This window comes from Streptomyces malaysiensis subsp. samsunensis (genome assembly GCF_024519315.1).
Classification (GTDB): domain Bacteria; phylum Actinomycetota; class Actinomycetes; order Streptomycetales; family Streptomycetaceae; genus Streptomyces; species Streptomyces malaysiensis.
This window is the reverse complement of the sequence record NZ_JANIIC010000053.1, coordinates 74802-87145: the sequence shown is the minus strand read 5'-3', so window position 1 is coordinate 87145 and position 12344 is coordinate 74802. Positions and strand designations below refer to the sequence as shown.

General features: G+C 69.8%; 11 protein-coding genes. 8 read left to right on the top strand and 3 right to left on the bottom strand.

Translation table 11 applies throughout. The annotated features are described in order from the left end of the window. The first annotated feature begins 163 nt into the window (after positions 1–163). The 4 genes from NQU54_RS35465 (at position 164) to NQU54_RS35450 (ending at position 4541) form a co-directional block, all read left to right on the top strand. Positions 164–469 (top strand): GNAT family N-acetyltransferase, encoded by a 306-nt coding sequence (locus NQU54_RS35465; RefSeq protein WP_167505094.1) that lies wholly within the window; start codon positions 164–166, stop codon positions 467–469. A 194-nt stretch (positions 470–663) separates the two neighbouring features. After that, positions 664–1626: a pirin family protein gene (locus NQU54_RS35460; RefSeq protein ID WP_257634605.1), complete on the top strand. Its 963-nt coding sequence runs from the start codon at positions 664–666 to the stop codon at positions 1624–1626. A 306-nt stretch (positions 1627–1932) separates the two neighbouring features. After that, positions 1933–3672: a pyruvate dehydrogenase gene (locus NQU54_RS35455; protein WP_257634604.1), complete on the top strand. Its 1740-nt coding sequence runs from the start codon at positions 1933–1935 to the stop codon at positions 3670–3672. A gap of 380 nt (positions 3673–4052) precedes the next feature. Further along, positions 4053–4541: a carboxymuconolactone decarboxylase family protein gene (locus tag NQU54_RS35450; protein WP_257634603.1), complete on the top strand. Its 489-nt coding sequence runs from the start codon at positions 4053–4055 to the stop codon at positions 4539–4541. A gap of 183 nt (positions 4542–4724) precedes the next feature. Here the strand turns inward: NQU54_RS35450 and NQU54_RS35445 are convergent, their stop codons facing one another. Then, positions 4725–5381, bottom strand: coding sequence for a sensor histidine kinase (locus NQU54_RS35445; RefSeq protein WP_257634602.1), 657 nt, complete (start codon positions 5379–5381; stop codon positions 4725–4727). 237 nt (positions 5382–5618) lie between these two features. On the opposite strand from NQU54_RS35445, the gene NQU54_RS35440 reads away from it, so the two are divergent. Further along, positions 5619–5969: a hypothetical protein gene (locus NQU54_RS35440; RefSeq protein WP_257634601.1), complete on the top strand. Its 351-nt coding sequence runs from the start codon at positions 5619–5621 to the stop codon at positions 5967–5969. A gap of 44 nt (positions 5970–6013) precedes the next feature. Here the strand turns inward: NQU54_RS35440 and NQU54_RS35435 are convergent, their stop codons facing one another. Continuing rightward, on the bottom strand, positions 6014–6715 hold the full coding sequence (locus tag NQU54_RS35435) for a TetR/AcrR family transcriptional regulator (RefSeq protein WP_257634600.1): 702 nt from the start codon (positions 6713–6715) through the stop codon (positions 6014–6016). 86 nt (positions 6716–6801) lie between these two features. On the opposite strand from NQU54_RS35435, the gene NQU54_RS35430 reads away from it, so the two are divergent. The 3 genes from NQU54_RS35430 to NQU54_RS35420 all read left to right on the top strand — a co-directional run bounded on the left by NQU54_RS35430 (position 6802) and on the right by NQU54_RS35420 (position 10540). Then, positions 6802–7680, top strand: coding sequence for an aldo/keto reductase (locus NQU54_RS35430; RefSeq protein WP_257634599.1), 879 nt, complete (start codon positions 6802–6804; stop codon positions 7678–7680). A 155-nt stretch (positions 7681–7835) separates the two neighbouring features. Beyond that, a complete protein-coding gene (locus NQU54_RS35425; protein WP_257634598.1) occupies positions 7836–10019 on the top strand; it encodes an alpha-galactosidase in 2184 nt (727 codons plus the stop codon). Between the two features lie 71 nt (positions 10020–10090). Continuing rightward, positions 10091–10540 (top strand): MarR family winged helix-turn-helix transcriptional regulator, encoded by a 450-nt coding sequence (locus NQU54_RS35420; protein ID WP_069867363.1) that lies wholly within the window; start codon positions 10091–10093, stop codon positions 10538–10540. Positions 10541–10671: 131 nt separating this feature from the next. On the opposite strand, the gene NQU54_RS35415 is transcribed toward NQU54_RS35420, so the two are convergent. Continuing rightward, complete coding sequence (locus tag NQU54_RS35415) at positions 10672–12096, bottom strand: MFS transporter (RefSeq protein ID WP_257634597.1); 1425 nt, start codon at positions 12094–12096, stop codon at positions 10672–10674. Positions 12097–12344 lie beyond the last annotated feature (248 nt).

Below are 12344 nucleotides of genomic sequence, written 5' to 3'. Positions count from 1 at the left end.
GCCCGTCGGCTTCCCCGTGATGACGGTGTCTCCCGGCTCTCGGCGTTGGTTGTCGAGGATGGGCATCAGTTGACTAGTCAACCAAGTCGGTGGTTGGCTTGCCGCGGAAGTCTCCTCCTCGTGCGGAGGAACTACGACGCAGCGACCATCCCGAGGAGGAGCGATGGAACCTCGCGTGGCGGACAACCCCGGACGATCGCGTTTCGAGGTCTTCGACGACGACGAGCTCGCCGGCTTTGCCGAGTATCACCGGTACCGGGACGAGATCGCCTTCATTCATACGGAGATCGACCCGCGGTTCGAGGGCCGAGGTCTCGGCGGCGTACTCGCCCGTGCGGCCCTCGATGCGGCCAGGGAGCAAGGGCTCGGAGTGCTTCCCTTCTGCCCCTTCATCCGTGGCTGGATCGGCAGGCACCCGGAGTACACCGACCTGGTGCCGCAGGGGCAGCGGGCGCGGTTCGGGCTGTGAGGCGGGCCGTGCCGGAGACGGAGCAGATCGAGACATCCGATGCCCAGCGCAAGCAATGGCCCTGTTGGAGATCGCCGACCGGACCCCTGTAACGCGGGTGGCACACGGTGAAACGCCCATCCTGCCCGCGCCCGAACGCTCGGCGCGGCACAACCCTTACCGCAGCCCGCCGCCACAGAAAGGATGCAGTCGTCATGAGTGACCTCGACCTCCAGCCCGGTCTCCGTGAGTGCGGGGGCCGGGCCGACGTGTCCGGGCGGCCCGTCAGGGAACTGCTGAACCCGCGCGAGGCGAGCTTGGGCGCCACGGTCGTCCGTAGACTGCTGCCGAATCTGGGGCGGCGGATGGTGGGCGCCTGGTGCTTCGTCGACCACTACGGCCCCGATGACATCGCCGACGAGCCAGGCATGCAGGTGCCACCGCACCCGCACATGGGCCTGCAAACGGTGAGCTGGCTGCACGAGGGCGAGGTTCTGCACCGGGACAGCGTTGGCAGCGTGCAGACCCTGCGCCCTCGCCAGCTTGGCCTGATGACGTCGGGACGGGGCATCGCGCACGCCGAGCAGAGCGCCGTGTCGCACCCCCGCCTGCTCCACGGCGCCCAGCTGTGGGTCGCGTTGCCCGAGGCTTACCGGCACACCACGCCCGCCTTCGAGCACCACGCCGACCTGCCCGTCGTCACGGCCCCGGGCCTGAAGGTCACCGTCGTCCTGGGCGGACTGGACGGCGCGGTCTCGCCGGGCGCGACGTACACACCTCTCGTCAGCGCCGACCTCGCACTCGCCGAAGGCGCAAACGTACGGCTGCCCGTGGAGCCGGACTTCGAGTACGCCGTGCTGACGATGTCCGGGGCCACCGAGGTCGACGGGGTGCCTCTCGACCCCGGCTCCATGCTCTATCTGGGCTCCGGACGTTCCGAGCTGCCGCTGCGCGCCCTGAGCGACTCTGGGCTGCTGCTGCTTGGCGGAGAGCCGTTCGAGGAGAAGATCATTATGTGGTGGAACCTCATCGGACGAACTCAGGAGGAGATCGCCCAGGGACGCGAGGCGTGGACGTCCGGTGACCGCTTCGGAACGGTGAACGGCTACGACGGCTCGCCGCTGCCCGCGCCCGCCTTGCCGGTGACCCCGCTCAAGCCCCGCGGCCGTACTCGCTGACGTCTGCGGCCGCCCGGACCGGGCTCTGACCGTTCACCGGTCCCGTAACCCGCGCGTAGGGGCGGCAGCCGATGAAGTGCCTACCGCCCCGTGTGCAGATAGTTGCCGCCGCGGACCGGGTCGATCTCGTCCGCGCCGAGGCCGCGTTCGGCGAGCCGGCAGACAGCTTGACCAGCCGCCCGGCATCCTCGGGGTGGCGAGCCCTGGCGCCCATGCCCTTATGGTAGACGTATCAACTATATCGAGGCTGTCGAGAGTCACATGAGACATGGGGCGGGTGTGCAGCCCGAGGGGAGAAGTCCGGCGATGCGGAATCTGACCGTGGCCCAGCAGATGGTGGACATCCTGCGCCAGGCGGGCGTGGAGCGGATCTATGGCGTGGTGGGTGACAGCCTGAACTCGGTGGTCGACGCGGTGCGCCGTACCGACGGCATCGAGTGGGTGCATGCACGGAACGAGGAGGCCGCCGCCTTCGCTGCGGCAGCGGAGGCACAGCTGACCGGCAAGCTCGCGGTGTGTGCCGGAAGCTGTGGCCCCGGAAACACGCATCTGATCCAGGGGCTGTACGACGCGCACCGCTCCGGTGCGCCCGTGCTGGCACTCGCCTCGCACATCCCGTCCCACCAGATCGGCACCGGCTTCTTCCAAGAGACCCACCCGGAGAGGCTGTTCACAGAGTGCAGCGACTACTGCGAGATGATCAGCACCCCCGGGCAGATGCCCCGGGTTCTGCGGATCGCCATGCAGCGGGCTCTTGGCAACAGCGCGGTGTCAGTCCTGGTGATACCGGGCGATGTCGCGCACGACGCGGCGACTCACCCGACGGGAAGCAGCGACCTGGTCACTGAGCGCGGCCGGGTCGTCGCGCCGGACACGCAGGTTCGGGCGCTGGCCGAGAAGGTGAACGCGGCACGGAAGGTGATGCTGTTCTGCGGTGCGGGAGTGCGGGACGCGCACGCCGAGGTCATGGCGCTCGCCGAGAAGGCTGCCGCCCCCATCGGGCACACCCTGCGGGGCAAGGAGTGGATCCAGTTCGACAACCCGTACGACGTGGGCATGAGCGGTCTACTGGGCTATGGCGCCTGCTTCGACGCAATGCACGAGGCCGACCTGGTCGTCTTGCTCGGCACCGACTTCCCGTACAACGACTTCCTGCCGCAGGCACGGACCGTGCAGATCGACCACGACGCGGGCCGCCTCGGCCGTCGTACTGTGCTGGAACTCGGGGTCCACGGCGACGTCCGGGAGACGCTGCGGGCCGTGCTGCCGTTGGTCGAGGCGAAGCGGGGCCGTACCTATCTGGACCGGATGCTGCACAAGCATGCCAAGTCGCTGGAGACGGTGGTCTCCGCCTACACCCACGACGTCGAGCGGCACATCCCGATCCACCCTGAGTACGCGGCCTCGGTTCTGGACGAACTCGCGGCCGACGACGCTGTGTTCACCGTGGACACCGGTATGTCCAACGTGTGGGCGGCGCGTTATCTGACCCCCAACGGGCGGCGCCGGGTGATCGGTTCGTTCCTGCACGGCACGATGGCCAACGCGCTGCCGCATGCCATCGGCGCACAGTTCGCTTACGCCGGCCGCCAGGTGATATCGATGTCGGGTGACGGTGGACTGGGCATGCTGATGGGCGAGTTGCTCACAGTGAAGCTGCACGATCTGCCGGTGAAGACGATCGTCTTCAACAACTCCTCCCTGGGCATGGTGAAGTTGGAGATGCTGGTCGAGGGGCTGCCCGAGCACGAGACCGACCACGAGCCGGTGGACTACGCGGCGATCGCCCGCGGCGCGGGCATCGAGGCGATCCGCATCGAGCGCCCCGGGGATGTCGTCGAGGGACTCAAGCGGGCGCTCGCCCACGACGGACCGTTCCTGGTCGACCTGGTGACCGACCCCAACGCGCTGTCGATCCCGCCGCACATCTCGGCCGCCCAGGTCAAGGGATTCGCTTTCGCCGCCGGCCGGACAGTGCTCGACGGGGGCGTCGGCAAGATGCTCGACCTGGCCCGCGCCAACCTGCGAAATGTTCCCCGCCCCTGAGGTGATCGCCGTCCTCGCCGAGGTCCGGTTTCACGACCCCGGGATCTGGCGAGCGGGCCTGCCCCTCACGTCAGGGTAGAGCGGGGCGATGGTGCTTCTCTGGCGAGCCGGACGTGCCGCACAGGCACTCGGTGCGGGCGTATCCCCTTCGCCAGGGGGCCGGCCATGACGGGGTCGAAGCCGACTGCGTCGACTATGTGCGCGACGGTGGTGAGGCCGTCCGGATCGTCACCGGTGGGTAGGGGACTCGTCGCTCACCGAGAGCACCTCCCGCACAATCTGGTTGTCGCATCAACTACGATGTCACGGAGACAGGCCGATGGCCACAGCACCCGTACGAACACAGGCCACTGTGAGCGTGGCCCGAAGGAGCCCCCGACGTGAGCGACCGCACCCACAGCTCCCCACCCCGCAGGATCTTCATCGACAAACAGAGCCCCAAGGCATTCCATGCCCTGGTGCAGGTCTCGGAGGCGGTCCGAGCGACAGCCTCCGAGGCCGGGCTCGACCGCACCACCGTGGAACTGATCAACCTCCGCGTGTCGCAACTCAACGGCTGCGCCTACTGCCTCGACGTGCACACCAGAGCGGCCCTGCGTGCCGGTGAATCACCGCAGAGACTCGGAATCCTGAGCGCATGGCGGGACACCGGCCTGTTCACTCCCTCGGAGCGCGCCGCCTTGGCGCTGGCCGAGGCCACAACCGATCCGGTGAACGCCGCGCTCCAGGCATCCGCCTACGAGGCCGCCCGGCAGGTTCTCTCCGAGGACCAGATCTCGGCCGCGATCTGGGTGGCGGTCACCATCAACGCGTTCAATCGCGTGTCGGTCATGAGCAAGCATCCGGTACCGCCGCTTCACGACGAGTAGAGGCGGTTGGCCCGCCACACCGCTGGCCTTCGGCGTAGCCGCAGCGGAGACTCGGTTGACGAGTCGAGTACCCTCTGCGGCCACTGCGGTCAGGATGGTTCCTCGTCCAGCTTCTCCACCACGCGCTCGGAGATCCGAGCCAGCAACCGCAGCTCCGACGGCGTGACGTTGTCAAGGAAGAGCTCACGCACCGCCTCCACATGGCGCGGAGTGGCGGCTTCGATCATCGCTCGCCTCGTCGTCGGCGAGTACGATGGTGGTCATCGGGCCTCCTGTGCCTCGGGACCAGGTGCCGGGAAGTCGGCGGCGGTCAGGAAATGCCCGTTCTCCTGGTCCACCGTGAGCTTTCCCCCGTTGTCGACCACGCGTTGTTCGAGAACGGCGAGACCGCTGAGTTCTGAGAGCGGCCTTGTCCGGTACGCCGTCGTTGACGATGCTGATGCCTGACTCGGACAACGTGATCCGGACTTCCCGAGCCTGGGCGTGCCGCAGGATGTTGGTCGTTGTCTCGCGCAGGACCTGGCCGAGCAGCTCGCCCGCGCGACTGTCCGTGCACGCGACGCGGCGGATATGTACCTTGATGCCGGCGGCCTCGAACAGGTTCTTCGCATTCTCCAGCTCGGCGGGGAGGTTGAGTCGACGCTGTGCGTAGACGAGCTCCTTGGTCTGGGTGATGGTGTCGCTGACGAGCGAGTAGATCTCGCGCAGCTCTTGCTCCGCCCGGCCGGGGTCGCGGTGCACCAGCTTCCGTGCAAGGGCGACCTTGAGCTTCACCACGTGCAGGGTGTGCCCCTGGATGTCGTGCAGGTCGCTGGCGAACCGCATACGCTCACGCACCACGGCCAGCTCCGCCTCATGCCGACGCGACTCTTCCAATTCGTGGACGACGTCGTAGAACCGCTTGTTGGGGAAAGGCGAACAATGCCGCGACCAGATCGAGCAGGACCGTCTCCAGGCGCGAGGCGTCCGAGCTCTGGAGGCCCGGACGAGCCAAACAGGCGCCGTGCTCGCCCCGACCGCCTCTGCTGAGGGCCTCGTGATCCGCCGGATGGAACCTGGACGTCCTACAGTGGCCCGATGCCGCTTGTGGAAGTGACCTACGCTCCGGGTGTCGCCGAATCGCAGCTCCGCGAACTGGGTTCGGTGCTGCCGCACTTGGTGTCCAAGGCAGTGGAGTGTCCCGAGGAACCGTATGACGGGGCCTTGCGGCCGGGGGATGTGGAGATCCGCTTCCGGGGGCTGGGTCCCTTGGACCGCGGCGGCTTGGACGTGGTGATCGAGGTGAAGTCCAAGTGGTTCGAGAGCAGGGCCGCCAACCGCCAGGAACGCGTGGACAGGCTTCACGAGGACATCAGGACCGTAACTGGGCTCCGCGACTTCGGCATTTACCTGTCACTCCCGTCAGCCGCGTGGTCACAGGGAGACTGAAACGCTCATCCCGGCTCGCCGCGAGAGCAATCGCCGGACAGACCCTAGTGGGCGAGTTGCCGGAGCCAGTCGCGCAGGAGCGCCGTTTCGACGGGGCGGAGCGGGACCGTGGCCGGATCCGCGCCGCTGAGGGTGGCATCGAGTGCGAGGGCGCGAGTGGCGAGGGTGGCGTCCGGGGCTGGGCCGGCATCGGTGGTCAGGGTGTCGATGAGGGCTTCCCGCATACGTGTTGAGACCTCCGGGTCGCGGTCGCTCTCGGGGGCGCCGATCAGGGAGAGCGTGACCCCGGTGACCGCCGCCAGGGTGAGGTGGGCGGCGAGGGCGGGCGGCACCCGTAGGCGGCCGTCGGCGGCGGCGCGGTCCAGGAACGTCATGAGGAGTTCCCGGGCCGCCCGCGCGGCGGGCGGGCGGCGGCCGGGGCGGTCGGTGCCGTACATCAGCAGATAGAACGCGGGGTGCTTCAGGCCGAAGTCGACGTGCATGTCCCATCCGCGGCGCATGTCGTCGACCGGGTCGCCGCTCGGCGCCAGGGTGTGCTTCTCGGCCAAGTAGAGGTCGAAGGCGTGGATGGCCAGCGCCGAGAGGAGGCCGTCCTTGTCGCCGAAGAGCTGGTACAGGGAAGCCGCCCGGATGCCCGCCGCTGCCGCGACGGTGCGGGTGGAGAGCGCCTGGGCGCCCTCCCGTTCCAGGAGTTCGGCCGCCACTTCAAGGACCTGGCGGCGGGTACGGGTCTTCACGTCATCCACGGTTGCAATGCTACGCCATAAGGCGTATCACTGATTCGGGCAGTGATACGCCTTATGGCGTTGCAGTGATACGGCAGGAGAAGCCGATGAATCGTGTGGGATACGGCGCCATGCAGCTCGCGGGCCCGCAGGTCTGGGGATTCCCGGACGACCGGGAGTCGGCGCGGCGGGTGCTGCGCTTGGCCCTGGAACTGGGCGTGACCTTCTTCGACACCGCGAACGCCTATGGCCCGCGAACGGTGAACCAGTTGATCGGGCAGGCGCTGGGGCCGATCCCCGACGGCGTGATCGTGGGCAACAAGGTCGGCGCCGCCCGTGGCCCGGACAAGTCCTGGATCGTCGACGGTCGCCCCGAGACGGTCCGGCGGCAGGTCCACGAGGCCCTGGCCGACATGGGGACGAAAGCGAGCGAGCTGACCTACCTCCGGCTCGTCGGCGACACCCCCGGCGCGCACCAGGACGTCCCGCTGGAGGAGTCGCTCGGCGCCCTCATCGAGCTGCGCGACCAGGGGCTGATCCGCCGCATCGGCCTGTCGGGCGCGTCCCCGCGGATGCTGGCCCGCGCCCGGCGGATGACTCCCATCGCGGCGGTACAGAACCGTTTCAACCTGCTTGACCGCAGTGGTGTCCAGGTCCTCGCCGACTGCGAGGCCCAGGGCATCCTCTTCATCCCCTACTTCCCGCTGGCCGCCGGACGGCTGAGCGACTACCACGAGCTGACCGGCCCGGCAGAGCGCCTGGGTGCCACACCGGCCCGGATCGCACTGGCCTGGCTGCTGCGCCGCTCGCCCGCCATGGTCGTCATCCCGGGCACGAGCAGCACCGATCACCTCCGGTCCAATGTCGCAGCCTTCGAGGTCGCCGGACGACTGACCGACACCGAGGTGGCGCGCCTGACGGAACTGGTCGACGAGTCGAAAGCGGTCCTGGACCGGCCCACGTCCCCCGCTCGGAGCCACCGCTGAGCAAGGGCCCCGCGGAGGCGGCCGCGGGGCCGGGGCCTTCATGTCCTGGCTCGCGGGGATTTCTCGCGGCCGCCATGGGGGAGGACCGTTTACGCCAGGCCCCTGGGCGCGGTCCGTACCGGCGCGTCCAGCCGCCCTCCCCGAAATGAGGCCGTATGCCCGCAACCCCCGCGCGGATCGTCAGCCTGCGCGCGGCCGGCACCTGCTTCGCCGTGGAACTCACCGAACCCGTCCCCAGGGTCCTGCACTGGGGAGCCGACCTGGGCGAACTGAGCCCCGTGGACCTGACGGCACTGAGCCTGACCGCCGAAGCCGCGACACTCAACAACTCCCTGGACGTCCCGCGCCGTTTCACCCTCTGGCCCACCGAGGCGGACGGCTGGTCCGGCACCCCGGCCCACCACGGCCACCTGGGCGGCACCGCCACCGCGCCGCGCCCGGCCATGACGGAGGCCACCCACCGGGCGGACCCCGCCGGCGGTGGCGAACTGCGGGTGCGGCTGGCCGAACCGGCGTCCGGGCTGGACATCACGCTCACCTACACCCTGGACGCCCAGGGGATACTCACCGCCGACGCCGTCATCTCCCGCGGGGAGAGCGCCGATCCGACGCCATACGACCTGGCCGGGGCCCTGACGCTGCTGCCCCTGCCGCGGCGGGCCACCGAGATCCTGGACTTCACCGGAAAGTGGAGCCGGGAGCGCTCGCCCCAGCGTCGCCCGCTGAGCCACGGCGTCCACTCCCGCGATGTGCGACGCGGTAAACCCGGGGCCGACTCCCCCTATCTGCTGGCGGTGGGCGTACCGGGATTCGGATACCGCACCGGCGAGGTGTGGGCCACGCATGTGGCGTGGAGCGGCGATCAGCGCTATCTCGTCGAGCAACTCCCGGAGGGAGCGGGGGTGCACGCCTCCGCCCTCGGCGGCGGTGAGCTGCTGCGGGCGGGCGAGATCCGCCTGGCGCCCGGTGACACATACCGCACCCCGCGCTGCCACTTCGCATGGTCGGCCGATGGCCTGGACGGCATCGCCGACCGCTTCCACGGCCACCTTCGCGCGCGGCCCCAGCACCCGCGCGGCCCCCGCCCCCTCGTCCTCAACAGCTGGGAGGCGGTGTACTTCGACCATGACCTCGGCCGGCTGCTGGCCCTGGCCGACCGGGCCGCCGCGGTGGGGGTCGAGCGTTTCGTACTCGACGACGGCTGGTTCAGCGGCCGCCGCGCCGACACCGCCGGGCTCGGCGACTGGCTCGTGGACCCGGCCGTCTGGCCCGATGGCCTCGGCCCGCTCGCCGACCACGTCCGGGCGCTGGGCATGGACTTCGGGCTCTGGGTCGAGCCGGAGATGGTCAACCCCGACTCCCAACTGGCCCGTACCCACCCCGACTGGATCCTGGGCCCCGCCGCCGGCCTCGGCCCGACCGCACGCCATCAGTACGTCCTGGACCTCTCCCGCCCCGATGTCTTCGCCTATCTGCTCAAATCCCTGGACGCGCTCGTCGGAAGCTACGACCTCGCCTACCTCAAGTGGGACCACAACCGCGAACTCCACGAAGCCGTGCACGCTCCGAGTGACCGGCCCGCGGCCCACGCTCAGGTCGAGGCGCTGTACCGGCTGCTGGACGCGGTCAAACAGCGCCACCCCGGGCTGGAGATCGAGAGCTGTGCGAGTGGCGGCGGCCGCGTCGACCTGGGCGTACTGCTGCGCACCGACCGGGTGTGGGCCTCGGACTGCAACGACCCCGTGGAACGGCAGGCGATCCAGAGCTGGACCGTTCAGCTCCTCCCGCCCGAACTCGTCGGCAGCCATGTGGGCGCCGCGCGCAACCACACCACAGGACGCGTCACCTCCGACACCTTCCGCACGGCCACCGCCCTGTTCGGACACGCGGGCATCGAGCAGGACCTCACCGAGTGCTCGGAGGAGGAACTGGCCAGGCTGACCGCCTGGAGCGCCCTCTACCGCGAACTGCGCCCGCTGCTCCACACCGGCCGCACTCTCCGGGCCGACCTCGAGGACGAGGCCCGGCTGCTGCACGGGGTCGTGGCCCACGATGGCTCACGGGCGCTGTACTGCTGGGCGCGGGTGTCCACCTCCGCCGAAGGCCAGTCCGGCCGCACTCCTCTTCCCGGGCTGCGCCCGGACGCCCGCTACCGGCTCCGCGTCCGCACCGACCTCGGCCTGCCCTCCTTCCACCAGGCCGCACCGCCGCCGTGGCTGACGGCCGCGGTGGAGGGCTGGCTCACCCTGCCCGGCGCCGTCCTGGCCACCGCCGGTCTGCCCATGCCCACCCTCAACCCCGGCCAGGCGCTCCTCATCGAGGTCCACCGCCAGGACTGAGGCAGCGGCCAAGTGCCACCCCTCCCGGACGCGTAACGGCAGGCAGCCTGCGTACCGGGTAGGGTGGGCGGATGACGAGTGACCCGCGGCCCGCAGCCGAGGCCGCCGCCCAGTTGATGACGGCGATGACCCGGCTGCGGGCGCGGTTGCGCACCGAGTCGGCGCCGGACGACAGGCAGTGGGCCTGGTCGCAGCTGACCACGCTGAGCCGGATCGTCAAGGAGGGCCCCGCCACGGCAAGCGAGTTGGCGCAGGCCGAGCATGTGCGCCGCCAGTCGATGGCCGAGACGCTCGTGGCCCTTCGCACCGCGGGTCTGGTCAGCACCACCAAGGACCCCAGCGACGGCCGTAAGACGCTCATCCACGCCACTTCGGAGGGGCGGGCACTGATCGAAACCATCCCGGCCGCGCGAGTGGCCTGGCTCGGCGGGGCGATCGAGGCTCAGCTGCGGGCGGACGAGCGCGAGACCCTGCTGAAGGCCGCGGCCATCATGAACCGCATCGCGGACATCGACATCTGACGGGACGGTCGCAGGCCGTCGTGCCCGGCACCCACGGTTCGTCGGTGTCGATGACATACGCCTGGTGCGGGAGGACCTTTTCGGCCAGGACGCGATGGACCTCGGGGTGGGGGTCGGGATTGGTCGGGGTGTCAGTGAGCCGGTCGTCGGTCGGCCTTCGCCAGGCTGCGGTCGCAGACCGTCATGACGAGTACGAGGGCGGCGATACCGACCAGGGCCCAGGAGATGTGCTGGAGGCCGGTGTCATCGACATGGCTGTGGAAGGCGGTGCCGGTGATGGCCGCCGAGGCGATGGAGCCGATGTAGCCGAAGGTGCGCAGCAATCCCGAGGCGGTGCCGACACTTTCGGGGGGCGCTTCCCTGTAGAGGACCGTCTGGTTCGCCACGTTGCCGGCCCCGGAGGTGAGGCCGAAGACCGCCGTGATCGCGACCACCACGATCAGGGGTGTGCCGCTGTCCAGGAACAGGGTGGCGGCGGCCCCCACGAGCAGGAGCAGCGCCGAGACGATCAGCGGCGCCCGGACGCGGGTGCGCCGCGATACGACACGGGCGGAGACCGCCGACAGGACGCCCATGGGGATCAGGGTCAGGCCCGCCTGGTAGGCGGACAGACCGCGGGAGGCTTCCAGCCACTGGGTGAGCCCGTAGAGGATCACATACGTGCCGAGCAAAGTGAGGCCGTTGCGTAGATAGGTGCTGGTGAGGGCCAGGTTCGAGGCGAGCAGCCGGACGTTCAGGAAGGGGTTGGCGGCGCGCAGCTCCCAAGCCACGAGGCCGGTGGCGATCACGGCGGATATGACCAGCGCCGTCCAGTCGGGGTTCGGCAGCGAGGACAGGAAGACCAGCAGCGCGGTGAGCGCCCCGCCGAATGCCACGATGCCGAGCAGGTCGACACGGGAGACCAGAGCACGCGGGGAGCGGTCGCGCACCCGGTCGGTGTCCTTGGGGATCCAGGCCGCCGCCATGGCGAAGGCGGTGACCGCGACGGGGACGTTGATCCAGAAGGCCGTCTGCCAGCCGAGCCATCCGATGAGCAATCCGCCGATGGCGGGACCGATGGCGACGGTGGCGGCTCCCGCGATCGCGAGGCCGCCCAGAACACTTCCGGGCGGCTCCTGGAGGCCGGTGGCCTGGGCCCGGCGGCGGATCAGCAGCATCGCGGACGGGTATCCGGTGGAGGTGCCAGCCCCGATGAGAACACGGGCCGTGACCAGGGTCGGCATATCACGGGCGAACGCGCCGAGGACGCCTCCTACGAGGACGAGGAGGATCCCGGTGAAGAACACCCGTCGGGGCCCGAACTCCTCCGCGAGCCGTCCGGCCGCGGGCTGCGCTATCGCGCTGGTCAGATACAGGCTCGAGATCAGGATCGCGGTGCTGCCGACGGATGTGTGCATCGCGGCGGCGATCGCCACCAGGGCGGGCGCGATCACGGAGCTGTTGACCGGGTTGAGTATGGCGCCCATGTACAGCGGGGTCACGAACGTCGGCCCGAAGGGCTTTCCGGCCGGAGCCCGGTCCCGCTGTGCGGAGGTGGCGTTTGCGGTGCTTCCCAAGACGCTGCTCCTGCCTTCCCGCTTCCGCTGTTGTGGGGGCCGCCACGGGAGGTGCGGCGGTCGGCATTTTGTGCAGGCTGCCTGACAAAATATAGCAGGGAGCCTGCCTATCTTGAGTGGGTGCGGGTGCGGGTGCGGGTGCGGGTGCGCGGGGCGGGGACGTGGCGCGGGCGCGGGCGCGGCGCGGGATGTCAACCCCGACGAAGGTCAGATGCTCGCCTTCGCCGTTCGCCAGAGGTGGCGGGCCG